We start from the raw sequence: 24,496 nt of genomic DNA on the forward strand, positions 1-24,496 counted from the left end.
CCCGGGGTCGCCGGAAGGCTACGGCGAATTCGCAGCCTTCCGGCGTGCCCGCGTTTTCCACATAACGACGGCGGGACCTTCCGGGAGCTTTTGCGGCACCTGAAGCTTGTCCCATGCCACCTAACAGCACCCCGGAACTCCCGGCATCGGGCAACCTCTGGCGCACTGAGCAACTCCTCGATCTGGGGTACAGCGCCCGTGCCATCAAGCTTCTGGCGGCGTCCGGTGCACTTGTCAGGGTCCGCTACGGGTGTTACGTCCGCGCCAGTCTTTGGAACACCCAGTCACGGGAAGTCCGCAGCCGGCAGCTAATCTACGCGCACGCTCACGGAACGCGTACGACGTCGACCGGCCGCTTCGTGTACAGCCACACATCCTCCGCGCGCTTGCACCAGTTCTTTCTGTGGAACGTGGACGACCTCATCCACCTCCTGCAGCGGGTACGTCCATCAAATGAGCGCCACGGCAGGGACGTCCGCTGCCACACCCGCCCTTTCGGTGAGCACGAGGTGACTACAGTGGACGGGCTCCGGACGACTTCGCTGGAGCGGACCGCCGCAGACTGCTCCATGATGCTCAACTACCGGCAGGCACTCATAGTCATGGATCATGCCCTGCGCCTCGGGGCGGACCGGGGAGTCCTGCAAGCGATGGCTGACTCTCTTGATGGGCGCCGGGGAATCCGGACATTCCGCCGAGTCCTCGAAACGGCCGATCCGCGGTCCGAGTCCCCCGGCGAAACGCTGGCCCGGGACCTGATCCTACGGCTCAGGATCAAACCACCAGAGCCGCAGGTGGAGGTCGTAAGCCGGACCGGACGTCACCGCCTGGACCTCGCGTGGAAGAAGGAGAAGGTCGCGCTCGAATTCGATGGAAAGACCAAGTACTTCGACTACCAGCCAACCGGCGAGGTCCTTTTTGCGGAACGTCGGCGCGAAAAGGCGCTCATGGAGCAAGGCTGGATCTTTATCCGGATCGAATGGAAGGACCTGTTCAACGAGGCGGAATTCAAGAACCGCCTGCTCCGTGCCTTAGCCGGCCGTCCACGCACGTGAGCCGCGAGGTCGCCGGAAACCTGCGAGGTCGCCGTAGTCTTTCGGCGACCTCGACATGTTCCGGCGACCTCGGCGAGCAGGTGGGCTACGCCGCCCTGGCCACCGCGCCGTAGCTCGGCTCGCGCTTCTTGACCCAGCCGATCACCAGGGCCGTCACCGGCACGAAGAGGAATTCAACGAGCGTCTTGTAGAGGAACCCGGCCACCACATAGTTCGCGAACATGCCGACGTCGGTGATGCCGATCACGGACGCGGCTATGCTGCAGAAGATCAGGGTGTCCACAAACTCACCGGCCACCGAGGAGCTCATGATGCGGGCCCAGAGGGACTTCTCGCCCGAGCGGGCCTTCATCTTCACGAGGATCCAGGAGTTGATGGTCTGGCCCGCGAGGAACGCGAGCATTGAGGCGAGCACGATCTGCGGCACGGGGCCCAGCGCCCCCTCCAGGGCGGCCTGCTTGGAGGCGCCGAACTCGTCGTCGAAGCCGGGCAGCCCGATGATGATCCAGTAGCAAACCGAGGCGAACACTGACAGCGCAAACGTGGTGATGATGGCCTTGCGCGCCACCTTGAACCCGTACACCTCGCTGATGACGTCACCCAGGATGTAGGCCAACGGAAAGAGGAAGAAGCCTCCGTCCGTGACGACGGGACCCAGAGCCACGCCCTTTGATGCCCCGATGTTGGACAGGATCAGCACCACGGCCATGACCGCGAGCATGATGCCGAAGTAGGGCGAGCCGATCGAAGCGAACTTCGGCGGCGCTGAGGCCGGAAAAGTCTGGGCGGAAGTCATGGGTGTTCCATTCATAGTGGTTCGCTCGGCTGCCGTATCCACGGAAACAGGTGCGGCAGCCGGCTGTATTAGCACTGGACGGATCCCGCCGGGCTGGCCGGCCGGAACCGCACCCATTCTCTCACCCCGGGCGCGAGGCCCTGCCGGGTGTGCGCCTGCGGCAACGACGACGGCGGGCCGCCGGCTCCGGGACCCGAAGGTCACCGCTGAGCCGGCCGCCCGCCGTCGTACTGTCCGCGTTTTCCGCCAACGCTAGGCGTTGACGAGGTCCTTGTCCTTGTCCTCGTCCTTGGGCGCCTGGGACCAGGCGTCGCCCTGCTCGCGGTCCAGGTGCGTGGCCTTCTTGTTCTTCAGGGCGAAGATGTAGAACAGCAGCGAGAGTCCGGTGGCCACGGTGACGTAGGTGAAGAACAGGTCCACCTGGCCGGCCTTCTGCAGCGCCGCACCGATCAGCGGAACGGTCCCGCCGAAGAGCGAGTTGGCGATGGCGTAGCCGAGCCCGACGCCGAGCGCGCGGATGGAGGCGGGGAACAGCTCGGCCTTGACCAGGGCGTTGATGGAGGTGTAGCCGCCAACGATCAGCAGGCCGCCCATCATGAGCAGGAATGCCGTGAACGGATCCTTGGTGCCGGCGAGCGTGGAGAGCAGCGGCCAGGTAAAGAGCACACCGCCGATGCCGAACCAGAGCAGCAACGGCTTGCGGCCCACCTTGTCCGAGATCATGCCGTAGACGGGCTGGAGCAGCATGAAGATGAGCAGGGCCCAGAAGTTGATGACGGAGGTGTCGGTCTTGGCGATGCCCGACGTATCGTTCATGAACTTCAGGATGAAGTTCGTGTACGTGTAGAACGCCACCGTGCCGCCGAGGGTCACGCCGATGCAGATCAGCAGCGGCTTCCAGTGCTGGGTGAACAGCAGCTTCATGGTGCCGGGCCGGGCTTCGCCGGCGGCAACGGGTGCCTTGGCAGCGGCCACCTGCTCCTCGGAGACAGTCTCTTCCATGGAGCGCCGCAGCCACAGGACCACAAGCGCGGCGACGCCGCCGATGGCGAACGGAATGCGCCAGCCCCACTCCGTCAGCACGTCCTTGCCCATGGTGTTCTGCAGGATGACGAGGACCAGCAGGGCCAGCATCTGTCCGCCGATCAGCGTGACGTACTGGAAGCTGGAGAAGAAGCCGCGGCGCTTGGAGGTGGCGGCCTCGGACATGTACGTGGCGCTGGTGCCGTATTCGCCGCCCACGGAGAAGCCCTGGACCAGGCGCACGAGGATGAGCAGCAGCAGTGCCCAGACGCCGATCTGCTGGGTCGTGGGCAGGATCGCGATCGCGAACGAACCGGCCGACATCATGGTCACGCTGAGTGTCAGGGCAGCCTTGCGGCCGTTGCGGTCGGCATAGCGGCCGAAGAACCAGCTGCCGATGGGGCGCATGAGGAACGACGTCGAGAAGACAGCCATCGCCTCGAGGCCGGCCTGGAGCTCGTCCTTGGAGTTGAAGAAGTGGGACTGGAAGTAGGCCGCGAAGACTGTGTAGACGTAGAGGTCGTACCACTCCACGAGGTTGCCTGCGGAGCCCTTGAGGATGTTGCTCACGGCCCTGCGGGTCTGGGCTGCCTCGTTCTGGGTCACGGCTTGCTGGGCGCTCATCACTGAACCTTCCTTGCCGGCGCCGCTACCGGCGGCCGTTCCGGGCATACTTTCGTGCTGTCCATGGCAACTTTGCTCATGGTTCCTCCTCGACGTTGACAGTCCCCCTGATCAGCGGAGGAACCCATCCAAACTATTGGTGATGCAAGGCACAACCAACGTGGACGGGGATTTCCTAACACTTCCTTAGGTTTTCCCGCCCTGCCCTGCCCGTCACCGGCTCGGCCGGTGCCCGGCCACCGGCGCAACGCAAAAATGCGGGAGAAGGGGTAATCTCCAAAGCGGGCAGACTGATGCGTGCGCTGACGCGCATGACCGACCAGCGACAAAGGGACCAGGCCATGGAAGTGCTCATCGTCGAGGACGACGACGCCATGGCGGCCGCTCTTGACGCAGCCGTCATTTCCGCAGGCCACAGAGCCACCAGGGTGTCCCGGGGAGCTGACGCCCTCCTGGTCCACAGAAAGTTCGAGGTCATCCTGCTGGACCTGGGGCTTCCGGATATTGACGGCCTCGAGGTGCTGCGGAAGCTCCGCCAGGTCACGCCCTGTCCCATCCTGATCCTCACCGCCCGCGACGATGAGCGGAGTGTGGTGCTGGGGCTGCGGTCCGGGGCCGATGACTACCTCGTTAAGCCGGTCAAACTCGTTGAATTGCTTGCCCGCATCGAGGCTGTCACCCGGCGCGCAGGCCGTTTCGGCGGGACAAGGCAACACAGCATTGTGCTGGGAGATCTCGAGATCGACGTCGACCGGCGCGTGGCGGCGCTCAGCTCACGCGTGCTGCCCTTGACGGCCACCGAATTCGATCTCCTCGCGCTGCTGGCCGGCCATGCAGGTTCAGTGGTCACCAGGGAACAGATCCTGGATGCGTTGTGGGGTGATGCGTTCCTCGCGTCCTCGCGGTCCCTCGACGTGCACCTGACGGGGCTGCGGGCAAAACTGCAGCTGCCAGGCTTCATCATCAACGTCCGCGGCGTCGGCTACCGGATCGAGGCAAATCCCGCGTGAAACTGCGTGTCCTGGGCGTCCTCAGCCTGCTGTCCGTACTCATGGTCATCATCGTCTCCAACGCCATCCTGATGTCAGCCAGCCGTGAGCTCACCCAAGAACTCCAGATCAACCGGGTGGCAGCGCTCAACCGGTTCGCGCAGGTGGCGTATGACGCCGCGCTGGACGGTGATTCCACCCAGCTCCAGCGAGAGATGGACAGGTACTCCGCGCTTTACGACGAGGGAATTCTGATCCGGCTCCAGCAGGGCACCTTGCGCTCCGGCGGCCTGAACGAGGACCGGGCAGATGTCCGGGACGCCGTGGCGAGCGCGAACCTGAACCTCAGCGACACCACGCTCACCCCGCTGCAGCCGTTCGGAACCGGCTCGGAGGTGATCTCCAGGTCCTTTGGAAGCGCCAGCCAGGTCCTTGGCGAGGCCGTCCTCGAAGTCAACACGGAGGCGGCCCGGCAGAAACTGCGGGAGCGGTGGCTCGTCGTCGGACTTGCGGCATCCGCACTCGGGGCGCTGCTCCTCCTGGGGGCGGCGCGCGTGACCCGATGGGTGCTGCGTCCCGTCCATCGCCTGAACACGGCGGTCACCGAACTCGAAACAACGGGCCGGACGAGCCATCTTCCCGAGGACGGCCCGCCGGAACTGAGGCAACTGAGCCGCTCCTTCACGACGATGGCGCGGACCGTCAGCGAAAGCATCGATTCCCAGCGCCAGCTGATAGCCGACACGTCCCACCAGCTGCGCAATCCGGTGGGCGCCTTGCGGCTGCGGATCGATTTGCTGCAGCTGGAACTGCAGACAGCCAGGGAACAGGCCGCGGCCGCGGGAGTACTGGCAGAACTTGAACGGGTGGAGGAGATCCTGGACGGAGTGCTGAAGCTGGCGGCGGCCGAGCACCGGGCCTTCGAGGATTCCGCACGCAGCGCCCTTGGCCCCGCTTCCGGCGGGAACAACGCCCTCATCGACCCCTACCCGGTGCTGCAGGAAGAAGTCGAACGGGCCGGACCCGCCGCGCAGCGCGCCGGAGCCACAATCCTGCTCGAGGGACCACCCGATCCGCCGATGCAACTGGCCTGCAACGCCGCCGAACTCTCCCAGATGGTGGGGGAACTTCTCAACAACGCGATCAAATACGCCCCAGGCGCCCACATTTCCGTTGCTGTCCGCGGGCGTCCCGGAGCCGCCGTCGTCGAGGTGTCCGACGACGGTCCCGGACTCTCGGCGGAGGAAAGGGCCGCGGCCACCACCAGGTTCTGGCGGTCACCGCGCACCCGCGAGATTCGCGGCAACGGCCTGGGCATGACCATCGTCGACAAGCTCGCCGGGGCGAACGGCGGCCGTTTGCTGCTGGCGGAGCGGCCACCCCACGGCCTGATTGCAGGCCTCGAGTTTCCCTCCTCGCCGACCCCGCCCGGTCAGGAGCATCCGCATGGCTGACGTGACCGGCGCATGCGGACTTCCGCGGCGGAGGACGGTCCTCAAAGCCGGGCTCGCGGCGGGCCTGGCCGGCGTGCTGCTGCCGGCCATTGGTGCATGCACGCCGGAGAACCGTCCGGGCACGCTCACCGTGGCAGGGGGTGAGCCGGGAGGCTTCTACCTCGAGTTTTCAACACTGCTTGCCGAGTCCCTTCAGCGTCACGGGGTAACGGACGATGCCGTGGCGCTGACCACGGGGGGCAGCCTGGACAACCTGCAGCACCTTCTGACCGGCAAGGCCACCTTCGCCGTCGCACTCGCGGACGCAGCGGCTCAGCAATTGGCAGCCACGGGCACGTCAGATGTCGGAATTGCCGCCCTCGGAAAGGTGTATGAAAACTACGTCCACTGCGTCGTCCGGAAGAACAGCGGCATCCGTGACTTTACCGACCTTGCCGGGAGGACCGTCGCGGTTGGCCAGCCCGGTTCGGGGACTTCACTGATCACGCCCCGCCTTATCGACGCCGCCGGGCTGGCCTCCGCCCCTGCCGGCGCCGGTGCTGGGGCCCAGGCTGGTGCCGGTGCCCGTGCCCGTGCCCGTGAGAAAACCATCAGCGTCGTGAATCTCGGGCTGAACGACGGGCTTGACGCGCTACAGGGCAGTTCAGTGGATGCCCTATTCTGGTCCGGAGGCGTGCCAACAGCCGCCATCGCTGCCGCCAACAAGGAAGCCGGCCTCGCATTCCTCGACCTCTCTGCGCTGATCCCGGCAATGCGGACACGGTACGGCGTCTTCTACGACCGGGTGCTGATCCCCGAGGGCGGCTACGAAGGCACCCCGGCGGTGTGGACCGTTGGAGTGGCCAACCTGCTGTTGTGCCGAAACGATCTGGATGACGGCACCGTGAAGAAGACCGTCGAACTGCTGGTGGACCATGCCCAGGAGCTCATCCCGCGGTCCAGTCTGGGGCTGCAGTTCCTGAGCCCGGAGTCGCTCATCAACACGGCGGGACTGCCGCTGCATCCCGCAGCTGCGGCTGCGTACAGGACACTGCACGGCTAACCCCTTGGCGCATCGACAGCGGCGCCTGCGCTCAGCGCGGATCCGCAACGGTGCCCATGAACAGCGGCAGGCCAGTTTCGACGTGAACAACCTGGTAGTGGAAGGGCCTGTCGAACTCGATGGTCCGTTCCGGCTGCGGCGCGCTGGTGACCATGCCATTGATCTGCGTCACCGCGGCAGCCACGGTTCCCTTCTCCGCGACCGTGACATTGGCCGCCTGCGCGGCCTGGGTGATGGCCATCGCGGGTTGGATGTTGTTGAAGTCCTCGGTGGTGGTGAGCGTCTTCCGCAGGCCCAACGACTCGAAGACCTTGCGGAGGTCGAAACTGCATTTGTGGTCCCACCGCGGCAGCTGGATCTGGACCGTTTGCAGCGGTGCGGAGTCCATGGTTCCGGCGATGTCCACCAGCGCTTCCGCGCCCAGCACCGTTCCCTGGCCGGCGCCTGGGGCCGGCAGGACCAGCCGCATCACGAACCCCTCGGCGTAGGGAAGGTCCACACCCCGCCAGCCCTTGCCTTCCGCGTACTTCATCTGGAGCATGCTGTGCATGGCAGGAGCGGTAACCTCCTTGCCCTCAGCTGTGGTGAACGGCAGGTCAGAGGTGTTGTTCGGATCAAATGGGGCCTTCCACGCGGCGGCGAAATACAGCGCGTTGAGGAGACTGAAGGTGTTTCGGCGGTCGTACTTTGCCGGAGCCTCCTTGATCCGGCCGCCCGTGTTCTTGTCCACCCACGCGTCGATGGCAGGTTTGGTGGCCGCCTCATCACTGAAGTCCACCGGATAAACGCCTGTGCCGTAGTGCCGGGCCAGCGTGTCCAGGTAGGCGGCGCCGGTGGTAACCCCCGTGTCCACAAACAGCCCGTTCGCCGGGTGCATTACCGGCTTTCGCGGCGGGTTCGCCTCGTCCACGGAGGCGGGGTCGCCGTCGTACTTTTCCAGGGACGCAAGCAGCGCGTTCATGCCTTCATCGCGGTGTTCCGCGGGAAGCTTCAGGACCGCGTCCATCTCGGCCGCCGTCCCGCCCGACGCCCCCGCGCGGAGCATGGCGAGGGCAATCAGCAGGCTGCCCGGCGAGGCCACCACGTTGCCGTTCGCGCCGTCACCGCCGTCGGCCAGCAGCGCCTCCCCGAGCGTCAGGGCGGAGTCCCGGAGAGACCTCAGTTCGGCTGAGTACACCGAGCGGTCAACGGAAACGCGGTCGACGCCGGCGGCCTTCAGGAGCCCCGGCTGCGGCGCCGAGCACGCGGTCAGAGCCACCACGGCCGAGGCCGCCACCAATTTAGCCACTCGAATCCTCTTCATCGCCGTCCTAGTCCTCAGACAGTCAGCGGATAATCGCTTGTCCACAGTCAAGCACCAGGGCCCGACACTATCGATGCCTGTCCGGTCACGGTTTGTTGTCGTTTCGGTCTCGGCCCCACCCTCCCTCACCTTTCGCACCCTTCCTCCCAACGCTCCCTCACTTCCTACAGGTGCCGGGCCAACGCTCCCTCACTTCCTGCGGGTGCCGGGCCAACGCTCCCTCACTTCCTGCACGTTCCGGCGTATCCTCGAGACACACCGGGCGCGCAGCAAGTCCGGTGCCGGCGGGACCCGGTTAGGGAGGAGCGACGGATGGCACAGCATTTCTCCAGCGTTGACGATTACATCGCATCGCAACCCGCCGACATGCAGCCGATCCTTCAGGAAATCCGGACGCGCGCCCATGCGGCCGTGCCCGGCGCTGGCGAGATGATCAGCTACGGCATTCCAACTATCACTCTCAACGGGCACTACGTGGTGTACTTCGCAGCCTGGAAACACCACGTCTCCGTCTATCCTGTTCCCCGCGGAGATGATGCGTTCAAGCGCGAGATCGCACCGTACCTGGCGGCCAAGGGCACGCTGAAGTTTCCGTTGGGGAGGCCTGTTCCGTACGAACTCATCGGCCAGGTGTCGGCGCGGCTGGCCGCGGAGCGGCGCGGCGGAAAGTAAAACGTCGCCGGGCCGCCACGAAACCGGGGCGGCAGCGCCGTCGTCGTTTGTTCCGAAAACTAGCCCCGCGGGATGTTTCGGAGATTGCTGCGGGCCATGCTCACGGCCTCGCCGGCGCCACGGTTCAGGACCACCTTGGACATCGCCGTGGCAAAGCCCAGGACCTGTGCCCCCTTGATCTTCGGCGGAATCGACAGTGCCTTGGGGTCGGTGATGAGTTCCACCAGCGCCGGTCCCGGGTGTGCGAACGCCTCACGGTAGGCCTGCCCGATCCGGGCCGGATCCGTGACGCGGACCGAATGAAAGCCGAGAGCCTGGGCCACGGCCGCGTAGTTGACGTCGGGAACATCGACGCCGAAGTCAGGCAGCCCGTCAACCAGCATCTCAAGCTTGACCATGCCCAGTGTGGAGTTGTTGAACACCACTACTTTTACCGGCAGCCGGTAGGCGGCGACCGTGATGAGCTCGCCGAGCAGCATGGACAATCCGCCGTCGCCCGACACCGAAACCACCTGGCGCCCGGGATAGGCCAACTGCGCGCCGATTGCATGCGGCAGGGCATTGGCCATGGAGCCGTGCAGGAACGATCCGATCAGCCGGCGGGTGCCCAGCGGGTTGATGTACCGAGCAGTCCAGACGTTGCACATCCCGGTGTCCGCGGTGAAGACGGCGTCTTCGGCAGCCACCTGGTCCAGCAAGGAGGCGGCGTACTCCGGGTGGATAGGCTCCTTCTTTTCCACTTTGCGGGTGTAGGCGCCCACGGCCTTGTTCATGAGCCGGTCGTGCTTCTTGAGCATCTGGTCGAGGAATCGGCGGCTCTTTTTCGGTGTGATGAGGGGCAAAAGGGCGGCAAGCGTGGGCAGCACGTCGCCATGGACGGCGATGTCGACGTCGGTCCGCCTCCCGAGTTTGTGGGCGGCACGGTCCACCTGGGCCGTGCGCGTGCCTGGAAGGAACTGGTCATACGGAAAATCGGTGCCCAGCAGGATCAGCAGGTCCGCGTCCTCAATGCCCTCGGCGGCGGCGCCGTAGCCCAGCAGGCCCGTCATGCCGATGTCGTACGGGTTGTCGTACTGCATGAAGTCCTTGCCCCGGAGCGAATGGCCGATCGGCGCCCCGATCAACCCGGCCAGGGCGATCACCTCATCGTGGGCGCCCTGCACGCCGGCTCCCGCGAAGATGGCAACTTTCCCCGCCGAGTTGATTGCGTCGGCCAACATCCTGACGCTTTCCGGCGCCGGGACCAGGACCGCGGGGACGAACGCCGCAGGAAGCGGCGTGTCGGCTGTTGCTTCCAGCCCGGCGATGTCGCCCGGAAGAGTGACGACGGCGACTCCCCCGAGCCCGACGGCGTGCTGGATGGCGCTGTGCATGACGCGGGGAGCCTGTTCGGCTGTGCTGATCAGCTCGGAGTACACCGAGCATTCATTGAAGAGCCGGTCCGGGTGGGTTTCCTGGAAGTAGGAACTGCCGATCTGTTTGCTGGGAATGTGCGACGCAATAGCCAGGACCGGCGCGCCCGAGCGGTTGGCGTCGTACAGCCCGTTGATCAGGTGCAGGTTCCCGGGGCCGCAGGAGCCAGCGCAGACGGCGAGCCGGCCGGTCAGCTGGGCTTCAGCCGCTGCGGCGAAAGCTGCCGCCTCTTCGTGCCGGACGTGAATCCAGTCGATCCCGCCGTTGGAGGCGCCGCCCGTCTGGCGCACGGCATCCACGATCGGGTTGAGGCTGTCCCCGACGATCCCGTAAATGCGCTGCACTCCGGCAGCCTGAAGTTGTTCGATGAGCTGGTTTGCAAGTTCCTTGGCCATGAGTGCACGCTCCCGCGATCAGATTGATGAGCCTGACAGGGCCAATATAGTCCGGGCACCTCGGGGCGGTTCCAAGTTGGCCGTCGTCTCCGGCGACTGTCTCCGGCTGCAGGCAGGGCGGATCGGCCCGATATCCACATAGCGCTGGCCGGCGTTGAAGCCCGGCGCTCTTCGCTCATAGCGTTTCTGGAACGGCATCCCGCCCGTTGCCCAACCCCTAGTGAGGATCGACTTGGCTAAGAAATCCCGCCGCCAGCCGGCAAGACGGAACTCCAGCAGCGGCCCCTGTGCCGGCAAGCCGGTTTATGGCTCAAATCCTGCAGCCGCTCTCGCGTCGCTTCAAAGCGCTCAGGAACTGAATTCCCTGATCCCCGCTTTCGTGTGTTGGCACTGGGAGCACGGGATATTGCCAGACCTCGTTGTCGTCTTGGAGCAGCTGACCGCATTCTTTCCGATTTACGCCGAAATCTCTGGCGCGGCCGCAGTGACCGCCATGGACCCCGGTCTCGTCGCTGAATATGTGGAGTCTCTCAATGAGCATGATGCCGAATTAGCATCCTTTTTCTGCGCCGTCCTGTTTGAATACATGCATTTTCTGAGGGACACGGGCCGTTGGTCCGGCACTGCCGAAAGCCACCAGGTTTTGCATGGCGTCCTCTACCACGGGATTCTCAACGAATGAGGGAGCGTCCGCCGAAAACCCGCAGGAAGTGAGGGAGCGTCGGTCAGCTCGGTGGGCCACTCGACGGACCTCAGTTCCCCGAGTGGGCCTGCAGGAAGGTGTACACCTCGGTCTCGTCCACCCCGGGGAAGGCCCCCGGCGGCATGGCGGCGAGGAGGTGGGAGTGGGCCCGTGCGGAAGGCCAGGCATTGCCCGCCCACTGCGAGGTCAGCGAGGCCGGCGGCCGCTTGCAGCAGTTGGGATCCGGGCAGTTTGATGTTGCCCGCGCCGTCGTCTCCCGTCCCCGGAACCATTTCACGTGCTGGTACGGAACCCCGATGCTCAGCGAGAACTGCCCGTTCGCCGACCGGTCGGTGCGTGCCGTGCACCAGTACGTGCCCGACGGAGTGTCCGTGTACTGGCTGTAGGCGCTGAACTTGTCGGGCACGTCGAACACTGCGCGCGAGGTCCAGGCCTTGCAGGACGGCTGCCCCTCGATGGCACCCGTGTGGTCCTGCGGGAAGTTCACGCCGTCGTTCTCGTAGGCCTTGTAGATGATCCCGCTCTGGTGTGTCTTCTGGAAATGCGTGGTGATGCCCAGGTGCTTCGTGGCCAGGTTGGTGAAGCGGTGGGCGGCCGTCTCGTAGGACACCGCAAAGGCGTCGCGGATGTCCTCGACCGCAATCTCCTTAGCGGCCTTGGCTTTTTGCAGAAATTCCACGGTGGCCTGTTCCGGCAGCAGGAGGGCCGCGGCGAAATAGTTCGTGGCCACCCGCTGGGCCAGGAAATCACCGTAGTTGCGGGGAGTTTCATGGCCCAGGACGTAGTGTCCCAGGGCCTGCAGGAGGACCGACCGGGGATCGTGGTCCTGCCGTTCACCCTGCGTCAGGTAAATTTTGCGGTTCTTCAAGTCGGTTACCGAACGCGTGGAATGCGGCAAGTCGCCCACGTGGTGAAGGGTGAATCCGAGGTGAGCCGCGATGTCTGCGATGACGTGCTGACTCAGTGGGCCGGCGGTGTAACCGACCTCTTTGAGCACCTTCTGCGCCTCGGCCTCGTACTCCGGAAAGTAGTTCCCCCGTTCACGCATCATCGCTCGCAGTTCGCCGTTCGCGCGGCGGGCCTCTTCCGGTGTGGCCACCTGCTCGTTCATCTTGCGTTCGAGTTCCTGCAGCAGCCCCACCTGGGCCTCCAGGACATCCATCGGCAACCGCGAGCTGATGCGGATTTTCGGCAGGTTCAGGGACTCGTAGAGGGGTCCGCGCTGGTAACGTTCGAGCTCGATTTCCAGGCCCGCACGGCGACTGGGCGGTTCAGCTCCGAGCAGCTGGTCAATGCCGACGTTGAGCGCCCCGGCCAGGTGTTGCAGCAGGCCGAGTTTTGGTTCCCGCTTGCCGTTTTCGATGAGGCTCAGCTGGCTCGGTGCGGTCCCGACGGCGGCACTCAGGTCATCGAGCGTCAGGCCGGCCTGCTTGCGCAGATGACGCACCCGGCGGCCCAGCGAGATGACGTCCAGTTCCGCCGTTGGCGGCGACGACGGCGGTTGCAAAACTTCCCTGTTCCAGCTTGAAGGCGACATTTCTGAAGAATACGGGAAGAAGTGCATTTCTTTCCAGCATTTTCCTCTAGAAAGCCCTTGGAAAGTAAAGAAAAGTAAGTGTCACGAACGAAACACCCACCGGAAGCTGGCCGGAACTGCGAAGGCGCAGGGACGGTCAGCCCGGAACCACTACCCGGAATGGCCCGGGGAGCACATACAAGGAGACAAAGATGACTGCAGCATTTGAGCCCACCCAGCAGCCGTCCGGCCAGGACGCAACATCGCAGGCCGCCGCCCTGGAGCTCGAGTGGGCTGCCAACCCGCGTTGGGAAGGCGTCACCCGCGACTACTCGGCTTCCGACGTCGTCCGCCTCCGCGGTCGAGTCTCCGAAGAGCACACGCTGGCCCGCCGCGGGTCCGAGAAGCTGTGGAAGCAGCTCACCGAGGAGCACAAGGAAGGCAAGTACACCAACGCCCTGGGCGCCCTCACCGGCAACCAGGCCGTGCAGCAGGTCAAGGCTGGCCTCCGCGCCATCTACCTCTCCGGCTGGCAGGTCGCTGCCGACGCCAACAACTCCGGCCACACCTACCCGGACCAGTCGCTGTACCCGGCCAACTCGGTTCCCACCGTGGTCCGCCGCATCAACAACGCCCTGCTCCGGGCCGACCAGATCGAATTCTCCGAGGGCGTCCAGACCGTCGAGGACTGGCTGGTACCGATCGTGGCCGACGCCGAGGCCGGCTTCGGCGGACCGCTGAACGCCTACGAGCTGATGAAGTCCATGATCCAGGCCGGCGCCTCGGGTGTTCACTGGGAGGACCAGCTCGCCTCGGAGAAGAAGTGCGGCCACCTCGGCGGCAAGGTCCTGATCCCCACCCAGCAGCACGTCCGCACGCTGAACGCGGCCCGCCTGGCCGCCGACGTCGCCGGTACCCCGTCCGTCGTCATTGCCCGCACCGACGCCGAGGCAGCCACTCTGATCACCTCCGACGTCGACGAGCGCGACCAGGAATTCATCCTCCGCGAAGGCGGACAGCCGGTCCGCACCCCCGAGGGCTTCTACAAGGTCCGCAACGGCATCGAACCCTGCATCGCCCGCGCCAAGGCCTACGCCCCGTACTCGGACCTCATCTGGATGGAAACCGGCACCCCGGACCTGGAGCTGGCCCGCAAGTTCGCCGAAGCCGTCAAGGCCGACTTCCCGGACCAGATGCTCTCCTACAACTGCTCCCCGTCGTTCAACTGGCGCAAGCACCTGGACGACGCCACCATCGCCAAGTTCCAGCGCGAACTCGGCGCCATGGGCTTCACCTTCCAGTTCATCACCCTGGCCGGCTTCCACGCCCTGAACTACTCGATGTTCGACCTCGCCCACGGCTACGCCCGGGCAGGCATGAGCGCGTACGTCGAGCTGCAGGAGAAGGAATTCGCCTCCGAGTCCCGCGGCTACACCGCGACCAAGCACCAGCGCGAAGTCGGCACCGGCTACTTCGACGACATCGCCACTGCGCTCAACCCGAACGCATCCACCCTCGCTCTCGTGGGATCCACCGAAGAGGGCCAGTTCCACTAACACTCACGACGGCGGGCCTCGCGCCCGTCGGCAAACCGGACGATCCTCGGCGTGCTATTCCCCATGGCCGGCTTCTTACCTCGCTGGGCGAGGACGAAGCCGGCCATAGGGCCCCTTTTACGCACGCTGCCGGATGTCCAGTTCACCGCCTATTTATGTACGTCGCCAGCCGCCGTCGACCATTCCTTCTTGCTTTAAGGAGCCAGAAATGAACAGCTTCACCGACAACTTCACCATCAACGGGATCACACTGACCGCCCAGCCCATTTGCCGGCAGAGCGAGGTTCTCACTCCGGACGCTTTGGCCTTCGTTGCGCAGCTGCACAAGGCGACTGCCGGACGGCGCGAGGAGCTGCTGAGGGCACGCAGGGCACGGCGGGACCAGATCGCCGGCGGCCAGGACCCGCGGTTCCTCCGCGAGACCGAGTCCGTCCGCACCGATCCCAACTGGCGCGTCGCTCCCCCGGCCCCAGGCCTGGAGGACCGCCGCGTGGAAATCACCGGACCGGTGGACCGCAAAATGACCATCAACGCCCTGAACTCCGGGGCCAAGGTCTGGCTGGCCGACATGGAAGACTCCTCCACACCGTCCTGGCGCAACGTGATCCAGGGCCAGCTGAACCTCACCGATGCCCTGGAGCGGCGGATCGACTACACCACCCCCGAGGGCAAGGAATACAAGCTCAAGGCTGCCGAGGACCTGCCCACCATCGTGGTCCGCCCCCGTGGCTGGCACCTGCCCGAGAAGCACATGCTCATCAACGGCGCCCCGGTCGCCGGCGGCATCGTGGACTTCGGACTGTACTTCTTCCACAACGCCCGCCGCCTGCTGGCACAGGGCAAGGGCCCCTACTTCTACCTGCCCAAGATCGAGAACCACCTCGAGGCCCGGCTCTGGAACGACATCTTCATCCTCGCCCAGGACCTGCTCGGCATCCCGCAGGGCACCATCCGCGCCACCGTGCTGATCGAAACCATCACGGCGTCGTTCGAGATGGAGGAGATCCTCTACGAACTGCGGGACCACGCCTCCGGCCTCAATGCCGGCCGTTGGGACTACATCTTCTCCCTGATCAAGAACTTCCGCACCCGCGGCCCCCGGTTCGTCCTCCCGGACCGCGGCCAGGTCACCATGACCGCCCCGTTCATGCGGGCCTACACCGAACAGCTGGTGCGCGCCTGCCACAAGCGGGGGGCCATGGCTATTGGGGGCATGGCCGCCGCAGTTCCGAACCGCAAGGACGAGGCCGCCAACGCCAGCGCCTTCGAAAAGGTCCGCGCGGACAAGACCCGCGAGGCAGCCGACGGCTTCGACGGCTCATGGGTGGCCCACCCGGACCTCGTTCCCGTCTGCCGCGAGGTGTTCGACGGCGTCCTTGGTGACCGCCCCAACCAGCTGGACCGGCTCCGCGAGGACGTCACCCCGGACGACCGTGCCCTCATCAACGTGGCGGCAACGCACGGGACCATCACCGAACAGGGCATCCGGAACAACATCGAAGTCGGCATCCGCTACATCGAATCCTGGCTCCGGGGCAACGGCGCAGTGGCCATCCACAACCTCATGGAAGACGCGGCCACCGCCGAGATCTCCCGCTCCCAGCTGTGGCAGTGGATCTACTCCCGGGCCATCACGGACCACGGCGAAATCATCTCCAAGGAATGGGTGGAGGACATGCTGGACGAGGAGTTCGCCCGGCTGGAGCGTTTCGACGGCGACCGTTTCGCCGACGCCCGCGACATCTTCGAGGAAGTCACGCTGAGCGACAAGTTCCCCAGCTTCCTGACGGTTCCGGCCTACGCCAGGTACCTGCACGAGGCCCGCCAGGGTGCTGACGCCACGGCCGAAGCCATCGAAGACGAGCTGGTCGCCGCCTAGAAACCCGCCCAAGTTTCCGTCCGCCGGGCCGCCACGCCTTCGCAACAGCACCCCCGAAATCCGGGGAGGCTGCCCGGCAACGGAGCCCCCCATGAAGCGCGAACTGGCAGGTAATGACCTTAAACTCCGGGTTTGAGGGCATTAGCTGCCAGTTCGCGCTTGGTGTTAAAGGGGCGTACGACGGCGGTTGGCGGCCTAGCGCTGCTTCGGCACCTTGCGGACGGAGAGGGTTGTTCCCAGAATGAACGCCAGGACCGAGCCCAGGATCACCAGCAGGGGCGCGGTCCAACCTCCGGTGACGCTGTTGACGTAGCCCACGAACGTCGGCGCCGCGGCCGCGAAACAGTATCCGACGCCTTGAACGACCGCGGACATCCGGCCTGCCGAGGCCTGGTCCACGGCCAGCTTGATGATGGCGATGAAGATGACCGTGATGCCGCCGCCCTGGGCCGCGCCGCCGAGGGACGACCAGAGCCACCACAGCTCCGGCGCCAGCAGCAGCCCGAGGGGAACGGTGAGCCACATGGCACCCAAGGTGAGGGCAACCGCCGTCGTGCTCATGAACCGCGCCACCAGCGGAACTCCCAGTCCACCCAGTATCGCCAGGATCTGGAAGAGCGACGACCCTGCACCGGCGGCGGCCGGCGCCATGCCGAGTTCGTCGGACAGCAGCGTCGGCAGCCATGCAGTCACCCCGTAGTAGGAGATGGCCTGTCCGGCGAAACCGGCTGTCAGGCCCACCGTAATCCACGGAGAGGCCGGCCGGCCGCCCGCAGGCGGCCCGCCAGAACCGTCATCGGCGGCGGGGACGTACGCCCCGCGGCCGGCCGCGGGCACCCAGAACGCGATCGCGGCGACGGCGAACAAGGCACTGGCGGCGAGCGCCGGCTGCCACCCGGCGGCTTCGGCCAGGGGCGCCGTCACCACGGAGGTGAGGAATGAACCAATGTTCAGGGCGGCGGTGTAGATCCCCAGCGCGGTCCCCTGCCGGCGGGAGGAAAAATCCCGCCTGATGATCAGTGGCACCGCGATGTTGCCGATGGTGATGGCCACGCCGAGGATTACAGTCCCGAGCATCACCATGGCTCCGCCGCCGGCGGACCGGACAACAACGCCCGCCAGAACCCCCAGGAGGGTCAGCGTGATGGCCACCTCCGCTCCCAGCCGGCGCGCCGCCAGGGAGGCAAGCGGCGCTGCGAGCGAAAAGCACAGCACCGGGATACCTGTGAGGAGTCCCAGCTCCACCGGCGAGAACCCGAGGTCCAGCTGCATTGGCTCCACCACAGGGGCCACCGCCACGAACGGTCCCCGCATGTTGAGGGCAATAAGCCCTATGCATGCCAGGAGAATCCAGCTGCTCGGGATCGTGGAGCCCAGTCGCCTCATGGGGCTGCCGGGCAGGCTGAGGGGAGGATGGAAAGCGGTTTCATCTCTTTATTGCTATCACGTGCGGACCGGTGGGCATGACTGCCCACCGGTCCGGACGATTTTTCCGTGCGCCTGTTACAGGTACCAGTCCCGCTGGGCGTTGCCCACACCGGGCGCCTCACGGAACTGCGCCGGCTGCGCCACCCATCCGACGCCGTTGGCAATCACCTGCTGGATCTGAGGCTGATGGTAGACGGGGTATTCCTGGTCCCCCGGGCTGAAGTAGAAGATCCGGCCCTTGCCGCGGGAGAAGGTGACCCCCGAGCGGAAGACTTCGCCGCCTTCGAAGGAACTGATGAAAATCAGGTCATCGGGCTCCGGAATATCGAACAGCTCGCCGTACATCTCCTGCTTCGGGATCACGATGGGGCTTTCCACACCGGCGGCAATCGGATGCGAAGGCTTGACGGTCCACACGAGTTCGCGCTCGCCGTCGTTGCGCCATTTGAGGGAGCAGGTGGTTCCCAGGAGCTTGGTGAAGATCCTGGCGAAGTGGCCGGAGTGCAGGACAATGAGCCCCATGCCGCCCAGGACGTGGCGCTGGACGCGTTCCACCACCTCGTCGCTGACCTCGGCGTGGGCCACGTGCCCCCACCAGAGGAGGACGTCGGTGGCGGCCAGGGTTTCCTCCGAGAGCCCGTGCTCCGGGTCGGCCAGCGTTGCCGTGGTGATGCTTGAATCCGGGTAAAAGCCCTTCAGGCCCTCAGCGATGGCGCCGTGGATGCCGCTGGGGTACATCTCCGCCATGGTTTCCGGCTCGTTGCGGGCCTCGTGGACACCTTCGTTCCACACCAGAATGTTCAGTTTGTCGGGCATGTCAGAGCCTCACTTCGCGCTGTTCGAGGGCGGACTTGTAGCAGGCGTCGAGCACCAGGGCGCGGGTCAGCGCAAGTGATCCGTCGTGGGCGCCCCACACGGACTCGCCTCCGCGGACGGCTTCAACGAAGTCCTCCACCACGGCCTGGTGTGCCCTGCCGGGTTCGGCCACAACTGTGTAGTCGGCGTTTTCGCCGTCTTTCTCCTTGAAGATGCGAAGGTCCGCGACGGGGGCGTCGGAGGCCCCGACGGCGCGCAGGTCCGCGCCGCCGTCGGTACCGTAAACGGTGAAGTCCATCAGGTCGTCTTCGTCGCGGTACGCCGCCCAGCCTGCTTCGAGGATCAGCGTGCCTCCGCCTTCAAGCCGGATGAAGGCAGAGGCGAAGTCTTCCACCTCAAACTTGTGGGCAGCCTGCATCGCGGTGTACCGGGCGTTTCCGCCGAGGCCGCGGGGGCCAAGTTCCGAATGTGTCGACGCGGAGACGGAGAGGACCTTCGGTTCGCCCAGCAGGTGCAGCGCGTAGTCCAGGACGTGGACGCCGATGTCCGCCAGCGGCCCGCCGCCGGCCAGCGCCGGATTGGTGAACCAGCTGCCCAGCATGGGGATGCCCTGCCGGCGGAGCCAGGAGGCCTTGGCGTAGTACGGGCGGCCCAGCTCGCCGCCGTCCATGATGCTCTTCAGCTTTTGGATGTCGCCGCGGCGGCGGTGGTTGAAGGCGACGTCGAGGACACGGCCGGCCGCCCGGGCTGCCTCGACCATCTGCCTGCCCTCGTCGCCGTTGCGGGCCAGGGGCTTTTCGCTCAGGACGTGCAGCCCGCGCTCAAGCGCGGCGATGGCAATCGGCGCGTGCAGGAACGTCGGCACCGCGACGCTGACGGCGTCGAGTCCTTCGAGCTCGAGCAGGTCCTCCCAGCGGGCAAACGTGTGTGGGATGCCGTACTCGGCCTTGATGCCGGCAAGGAGGTCCTCCTCCATGGCGGCCACGGCGACGAGCTCCACACCGTCGATGTTCTTGTAGGCCTTGATGTGCTGTTGACCGGCCCATCCGATGCCGACGACCCCAACTTTCAGGGGTGCCGTGGCGGGGAGGCGTGATGGCTGTTGATTACTCACGAATGGATCCTTTGTTTCTTGTCGATTTGAAACGCTAGGCGTTGTGAATGGCGGCGTGCCTGATGGCTGATTCCACGGCCTCGGGCGAAAGTACGTGCTCAATGACCATCCGGCTGGCTCCCCAGATGGCAGCATCGACAGGTGCCTTGGACTGCTCGATGCGGAGTTTGGACGTGGCCAGCGGCTGGGACCGCCGGTAGACGGTTTCCCGGATACCGGCCAGGAGCTGGTCGCCGGCGCGCGAGAGACTGCCGCCGACCACGATCACCGAAGGGTTGAGGAGATTCACGCAGATGGCCAGCACCTCCCCCATGTCCCGTCCCGCCTGTCGCAGCGCGAGAATGGCCTGCACATCCCCCTTTGCTGCCAGGTCCACCACGGCCGTGCCGGAGACCGCATCGATCCCGTGGGCCCTCAGCTTGGCTGCCAGCGCGGGGCCGGATGCCAGCGCCTCGAGGCAGCCGTGGTTGCCGCAACGGCACAGGACGTCCTCGCCGCTGGGAACGCGGACGTGGCCGAGGTCCCCCGATGCGCCGTCGGCTCCCCGCTGCAGCTGGCCGCTGCTGATGATGCCAGCCCCGATGCCGGTGGCGGCCTTCACGAAAAGGAGGTTCCGGTGGTCCTGCCAGAAGGCGTGCCGCTCGCCCACGGCCATGATGTTGACGTCGTTATCCACCAGGACTTCGGTTCCCAGCTCGGCGCGGACATAGCCGGCCACGTCGAACCCGTCCCAGCCCGGCATGATGGGAGGCTTCACCGGCCGGCCGGTATCGTGCTCCACGGGCCCCGGCAGGCCGATTCCCACGCCCGCCACGTCTCCGTCCGCACGGCCGATGCCTTGCAGCAGCGACCTGCAGTTCCCGATGACCCAATCAAGCACAGCCTCGGGACCCTCGGAGATTTCCAAGGCGCCCGAGTGGCGGGCCAGAATGTCCCCGTTCAGGTCCGTGACGGCAACGGAAGCGTGCGAAGCGCCGACGTCGGCCGCGCACACCACCTTCATACCGGCGTTGAAGACAAACCGCGACGGCGGCCGGCCCCCGGAGGAAGCCGCCTCACCTGCGGGACCCACGAAGCCCGCCGCCGTCAGGGCATCGATCCTGGCCGCCACTGTGGTGCGTGCAAGGCCCGTGACCGCAGTCAGTTCAGCGCGGGTCCGTGCCTTGCCGTCACGGAGCAGCTGAAAGAGGTCGCCGGCACGGGCCCACAGCCCGGCGTCCTCCGACGGCCGCTCAAGGGCAGGAGATGTCTGCATGGGTTAAGGAATAGCACACACCGGCCGACTTATGTCAGTACTTCTGCAAACTTTTGATTGACTTGCGGTAAAAGTAGCCGTAGCTTCATAAAAGACCCACTCCCGACGCCGCGCCGGGTCATGGGCTGCCCGGACGATCAGCAAGATGTTAGGAGAACCATGACGTACTCACTCCAGCTCTACACTCTCCGCGGGCCCCTCGAGGAGGACCTTCCCGGCACCATCCGGCGAGTGGCCGAGATCGGTTTCACCCAGGTGGAGCCGTGCAACTTCGTGGCGACCGCCAAGGAACTCGGCGAAGCGCTGAAGGCCAACCGCCTGACGGCCCCGTCCGGCCACGCGCCCCTGCTCAGCCAGGACCAGGACCAGATCTTTGCCGCGGCCCGGGCCCTGGGGATGGAAACAGTGATCGAGCCGTACATAACGGCCGAGCACTGGCAGTCGGCAGAGGATGTCCGCGCTACGGCTGAGAAGCTCAACGCTGCCGCCCGAAAGGCCGCCGACTACGGCATCCGGGTGGGCTACCACAACCACCAGTGGGAGCTGGAATCCACCATCGAGGGCCAGTCCGCGCTGGAGTACTTCGCCGGGCTGCTCGACCCTGAGGTGGTGCTGGAAGTCGACACCTACTGGGTTGCCGTTGGCGGCCAGGATCCCGTGGAAGTCCTCACGCGGCTGGGTGACCGGGTGCGGCTAATCCACATCAAGGACGGCCCGCTCACCACGGACACCAAGGCGCAGCTGCCTGCGGGCAAGGGCAAAGTGGCAGTGCTGGATGTCATCGCCGCGGCAAAATCCCTGGAAGTCGGGGTAGTTGAGTTCGACGACTACTCCGGGGACATTTTTGACGGGATCGCCCAGAGCCTGGCGTTCCTGCAGAAGGCAGCAACCGGGCAGATACATTCATGAGCGCCGCCCAGGCTCCAGCAAGCGGCAGCGGCCCCGTGGGCGTTGCCGTCATCGGCGCAGGCAACATCAGCAAGCAGTACTTGGACAACCTGACGGTCTTCCCCGACCTGAAGGTGCACGTCATCGCCGACCTTTCCGAGGACTCCGCCGCGGCGCGTGCCAGGGAATACGGCATCCCCGCCTCGGGCGGGGTGGACGCGGCGCTGGGCCACCCCGACGTCGAAATCATCGTCAACCTGACCATCCCGGCCGCCCACGTGGAAGTGGCCACCGCCGCCGTCCGCGCGGGAAAACACGTGTGGACGGAGAAGCCGTTTTCACTGGACCGCGAATCCGGCCTGGGACTCCTTAAGGCAGCAGAGGCGGCGGGACGCCGGCTCGGCTGCGCCCCGGACACCTTCCTGGGCGCCGGCCTGCAGACGGCGCGCCGGCTGATCGAACGCGGCGACATCGGGACTCCGCTGACGGCGATGACCACATTCCAGACTCCGGGGCCCGAATCTTGGCATCCGAATCCGGCGTTCCTGTTCCAGTACGGTGCCGGGCCGCTGTTCGACATGGGGCCGTACTACCTCACCGCGCTGGTCCAGACGTTTGGCCCGGTCAGCAAAGTGGCGGCCATGGGCTCGAAGTCCACGGAGGTCCGCGTGATCGGCTCCGGCCCACGGCTGGGCGAGGAATTCACCGTCGAGGTCCCCACGCATGTCAGCGCGATGGCGCAGTTCGAAGGCGGCCAGTCATCGCACAGCGTCTTCAGCTTCGAATCCCCCCGCGAGCGGATGGGGTTCGTGGAGATCACCGGCACCGAGGCCACGATCTCCCTGCCGGACCCCAACAATTTCCACGGAGAGGTCAGGCTCTGGCGCGCGGGCGACGAGGACTGGACCGTCATCCCCGCCACCGGCCCGGACAACGGCCGCGGCATGGGCGTCCTGGACATGGCCCGCTCCATCCGCGCGGGCGTCCCGCACCGCGCCACCGGACAGCTCGCCTACCACGTGCTGGACACCATGGTGGCCATCTCCGAGTCCGTGGACTCCGGAACGTTCGTCGACGTCGAAAGCTCCGCACCGCAATCCCCGGCCCTCCCCGAGGACTGGAACCCCACTGCCTCCACCGTCTAGGAACAGCGCAATGACAACCCAAGAACCGCAGCAAATCCGCCCACTGGGGGTGGCCATGATCGGTTACGCGTTCATGGGCAAGGCCCACTCGAATGCGTGGCGGAACGTGGCCAGCTACTTCGATGTCCCGGCTTTCGAGCAGAAAGTGCTGGTCGGACGGGATCGCGTCCAGGTCGCCGACGCCGCGGCCAGGTATGGGTGGGCCGAGTCCGCCACGGACTGGCGCGACGTCCTGGAGCGGGACGATATCGACATCGTGGACATCTGCGCCCCGGGGTGGATGCACGCGGAGATCGCGATCGCTGCCCTCGAGGCCGGCAAGCACGTGTTGGTGGAGAAGCCTCTGGCCAACACCGTGGCCGAGGCCGAAGCCATGACGCGGGCGGCCCAGGCGGCGAGAACGCGTGGCGTGCAGTCGATGGTCGGCTTCAACTACCGCCGCGTCCCGGCGCTGGCCCTGGCCAAAGAACTCATCGCCGAAGGCCGGCTGGGAACCGTCCGGCACGTCCGGGCCGCGTACCTGCAGGACTGGCTCACTGATGCGCAGGCGCCAATGACCTGGCGGCTGCGCAAGGACACTGCGGGTTCCGGCGCTTTGGGCGACATCGCCTCCCACGCCATCGACCAGGTCATGTTCCTGCTCGGTGAGGCCGTCACCGACGTTTCCGGACGCCTGCACACCTTCGTTTCCAGCCGTCCGGGCGCCGATGGCCCCGAGGCGGTCACGGTCGACGACGCCGCCTGGGCGACGCTGTCACTCACCGGCGGTGCCATCGCCTCTGTGGAAGTTTCCCGCGTTGCCACCGGGCAAAAGAACTCCCTCAGGCTGGAAATCTATGGCGACAAAGGAACGGTTCTGTTCGATCTTGAGGAGCTGAACGAGCTGGGTTTCCTGGACGCGACGGACCCGGTCCGGGAACAGGGTTTCCGGCGCATCCTCGTGAACGAACCCGAGCATCCCTACATGGACGCATGGTGGCCGCAGGGCCACATCATCGGGTGGGAACACACCTTCACCCACCAGATCCGTGATTTCCTGCTCGCACTCAGCCAGGGCAGCGCGCCCTCGCCCTCCTTCGAGGAGGGACTGGCCGTCCAGCGCGTCCTGGCAGCCGTCGAGGAATCCGCCAGCGCCAAGTCCTCCACTGTCCAGCTCACCGTCCCGGTGAGCGATTCCCCCGCCGAAGGAGCCTGACATGCCCCGCCCGTACACCCTGTTCACCGGCCAGTGGGCCGACCTGCCGTTCGAGGAAGTCGCCAAACTGGCCTCCGGCTGGGGCTACGACGGTCTCGAAATCGCCGTGTCCGGGGACCACCTGGACGCCTGGCGCTGGGACGAACCCGGCTACGCCGAATCCAAACTCGCCGTGCTGGAGAAGTACAACCTCAAAGTCTGGGCCATCTCCAACCACCTCAAGGGCCAGGCCGTC

General features: G+C 65.9%; 20 protein-coding genes and 1 pseudogene. 12 read left to right on the forward strand and 9 right to left on the reverse strand.

Annotated elements, in window-relative coordinates; all coding sequences use genetic code 11:
• Window positions 1–113 precede the first annotated feature (113 nt).
• The gene (locus JYA52_RS16090; protein WP_205654174.1) at window positions 114–1,055 is read left to right on the forward strand and encodes a type IV toxin-antitoxin system AbiEi family antitoxin domain-containing protein; all 942 of its coding nucleotides are present in this window, start codon (window positions 114–116) and stop codon (window positions 1,053–1,055) included.
• Window positions 1,056–1,140: 85 nt separating this feature from the next.
• Here JYA52_RS16090 and JYA52_RS16095 read toward each other — a convergent pair whose 3' ends face one another.
• Window positions 1,141–1,851, reverse strand: coding sequence for a queuosine precursor transporter (locus tag JYA52_RS16095; RefSeq protein WP_205654175.1), 711 nt, complete (start codon window positions 1,849–1,851; stop codon window positions 1,141–1,143).
• 252 nt (window positions 1,852–2,103) lie between these two features.
• Window positions 2,104–3,498: an MFS transporter gene (locus tag JYA52_RS16100; RefSeq protein ID WP_205654176.1), complete on the reverse strand. Its 1,395-nt coding sequence runs from the start codon at window positions 3,496–3,498 to the stop codon at window positions 2,104–2,106.
• Window positions 3,499–3,839: 341 nt separating this feature from the next.
• Between JYA52_RS16100 and JYA52_RS16105 the strand changes: the two genes are divergently transcribed.
• The 3 genes from JYA52_RS16105 to JYA52_RS16115 are packed head-to-tail and all read left to right on the forward strand — an operon-like array spanning window position 3,840 to window position 6,983.
• The gene (locus JYA52_RS16105) at window positions 3,840–4,508 is read left to right on the forward strand and encodes a response regulator transcription factor (protein WP_205654197.1); all 669 of its coding nucleotides are present in this window, start codon (window positions 3,840–3,842) and stop codon (window positions 4,506–4,508) included.
• The gene (locus JYA52_RS16110) at window positions 4,505–5,941 is read left to right on the forward strand and encodes a sensor histidine kinase (RefSeq protein WP_205654177.1); all 1,437 of its coding nucleotides are present in this window, start codon (window positions 4,505–4,507) and stop codon (window positions 5,939–5,941) included. Before JYA52_RS16105 ends, JYA52_RS16110 begins: the two co-directional genes overlap by 4 nt.
• Complete coding sequence (locus JYA52_RS16115) at window positions 5,934–6,983, forward strand: TAXI family TRAP transporter solute-binding subunit (RefSeq protein ID WP_205654178.1); 1,050 nt, start codon at window positions 5,934–5,936, stop codon at window positions 6,981–6,983. The genes JYA52_RS16110 and JYA52_RS16115 overlap by 8 nt, the downstream gene beginning before the upstream one ends.
• 31 nt (window positions 6,984–7,014) lie before the next feature.
• Here the strand turns inward: JYA52_RS16115 and JYA52_RS16120 are convergent, their stop codons facing one another.
• The gene (locus JYA52_RS16120) at window positions 7,015–8,286 is read right to left on the reverse strand and encodes a serpin family protein (RefSeq protein ID WP_205654179.1); all 1,272 of its coding nucleotides are present in this window, start codon (window positions 8,284–8,286) and stop codon (window positions 7,015–7,017) included.
• Between the two features lie 312 nt (window positions 8,287–8,598).
• Here JYA52_RS16120 and JYA52_RS16125 point away from each other — a divergent pair, with 312 nt between their 5' ends.
• On the forward strand, window positions 8,599–8,958 hold the full coding sequence (locus JYA52_RS16125; RefSeq protein ID WP_205654180.1) for an iron chaperone: 360 nt from the start codon (window positions 8,599–8,601) through the stop codon (window positions 8,956–8,958).
• A gap of 59 nt (window positions 8,959–9,017) precedes the next feature.
• Here JYA52_RS16125 and JYA52_RS16130 read toward each other — a convergent pair whose 3' ends face one another.
• The gene (locus JYA52_RS16130; RefSeq protein WP_205654181.1) at window positions 9,018–10,766 is read right to left on the reverse strand and encodes a pyruvate dehydrogenase; all 1,749 of its coding nucleotides are present in this window, start codon (window positions 10,764–10,766) and stop codon (window positions 9,018–9,020) included.
• Between the two features lie 232 nt (window positions 10,767–10,998).
• Here JYA52_RS16130 and JYA52_RS16135 point away from each other — a divergent pair, with 232 nt between their 5' ends.
• The gene (locus JYA52_RS16135; protein WP_205654182.1) at window positions 10,999–11,448 is read left to right on the forward strand and encodes a hypothetical protein; all 450 of its coding nucleotides are present in this window, start codon (window positions 10,999–11,001) and stop codon (window positions 11,446–11,448) included.
• A gap of 70 nt (window positions 11,449–11,518) precedes the next feature.
• Here the strand turns inward: JYA52_RS16135 and JYA52_RS16140 are convergent, their stop codons facing one another.
• Window positions 11,519–13,033 carry an XRE family transcriptional regulator gene (locus tag JYA52_RS16140; protein WP_205654183.1) on the reverse strand — a complete coding sequence of 505 codons (1,515 nt, stop codon included), beginning with the start codon at window positions 13,031–13,033 and terminating at the stop codon, window positions 11,519–11,521.
• A 164-nt stretch (window positions 13,034–13,197) separates the two neighbouring features.
• Here JYA52_RS16140 and aceA point away from each other — a divergent pair, with 164 nt between their 5' ends.
• Window positions 13,198–14,541, forward strand: a complete 1,344-nt coding sequence (gene aceA, locus JYA52_RS16145; RefSeq protein ID WP_205654184.1) for an isocitrate lyase — start codon at window positions 13,198–13,200, stop codon at window positions 14,539–14,541.
• Window positions 14,542–14,749: 208 nt separating this feature from the next.
• Window positions 14,750–16,420 carry a malate synthase A gene (aceB, locus tag JYA52_RS16150; protein WP_205654185.1) on the forward strand — a complete coding sequence of 557 codons (1,671 nt, stop codon included), beginning with the start codon at window positions 14,750–14,752 and terminating at the stop codon, window positions 16,418–16,420.
• A 195-nt stretch (window positions 16,421–16,615) separates the two neighbouring features.
• Here aceB and JYA52_RS16155 read toward each other — a convergent pair whose 3' ends face one another.
• The 4 genes from JYA52_RS16155 to JYA52_RS16170 all read right to left on the reverse strand — a co-directional run bounded on the left by JYA52_RS16155 (window position 16,616) and on the right by JYA52_RS16170 (window position 21,033).
• Window positions 16,616–17,806 (reverse strand): MFS transporter, encoded by a 1,191-nt coding sequence (locus tag JYA52_RS16155; RefSeq protein ID WP_205654186.1) that lies wholly within the window; start codon window positions 17,804–17,806, stop codon window positions 16,616–16,618.
• A 117-nt stretch (window positions 17,807–17,923) separates the two neighbouring features.
• A complete protein-coding gene (locus tag JYA52_RS16160; RefSeq protein WP_205654187.1) occupies window positions 17,924–18,664 on the reverse strand; it encodes a ThuA domain-containing protein in 741 nt (246 codons plus the stop codon).
• A 1-nt stretch (window position 18,665) separates the two neighbouring features.
• Window positions 18,666–19,778, reverse strand: a complete 1,113-nt coding sequence (locus JYA52_RS16165) for a Gfo/Idh/MocA family protein (protein ID WP_205654188.1) — start codon at window positions 19,776–19,778, stop codon at window positions 18,666–18,668.
• 34 nt (window positions 19,779–19,812) lie between these two features.
• Entirely contained in the window at window positions 19,813–21,033 is a 1,221-nt protein-coding gene (locus tag JYA52_RS16170; RefSeq protein ID WP_205654189.1) for an ROK family transcriptional regulator, read from the reverse strand.
• 159 nt (window positions 21,034–21,192) lie between these two features.
• Here JYA52_RS16170 and JYA52_RS16175 point away from each other — a divergent pair, with 159 nt between their 5' ends.
• The 4 genes and pseudogenes from JYA52_RS16175 to JYA52_RS16190 all read left to right on the forward strand — a co-directional run.
• Entirely contained in the window at window positions 21,193–21,942 is a 750-nt protein-coding gene (locus JYA52_RS16175; protein ID WP_205654190.1) for a sugar phosphate isomerase/epimerase family protein, read from the forward strand.
• The gene (locus JYA52_RS16180) at window positions 21,939–23,066 is read left to right on the forward strand and encodes a Gfo/Idh/MocA family protein (RefSeq protein ID WP_205654191.1); all 1,128 of its coding nucleotides are present in this window, start codon (window positions 21,939–21,941) and stop codon (window positions 23,064–23,066) included. Before JYA52_RS16175 ends, JYA52_RS16180 begins: the two co-directional genes overlap by 4 nt.
• A 10-nt stretch (window positions 23,067–23,076) precedes the next feature.
• The gene (locus JYA52_RS16185) at window positions 23,077–24,261 is read left to right on the forward strand and encodes a Gfo/Idh/MocA family protein (RefSeq protein ID WP_205654192.1); all 1,185 of its coding nucleotides are present in this window, start codon (window positions 23,077–23,079) and stop codon (window positions 24,259–24,261) included.
• Window position 24,262: 1 nt separating this feature from the next.
• Window positions 24,263–24,496: pseudogene (locus JYA52_RS16190) on the forward strand (sugar phosphate isomerase/epimerase); the annotation flags it as partial.

It is taken from the genome of Arthrobacter pascens (assembly GCF_017052465.1).
Classification (GTDB): Bacteria; Actinomycetota; Actinomycetes; order Actinomycetales; family Micrococcaceae; genus Arthrobacter; species Arthrobacter pascens.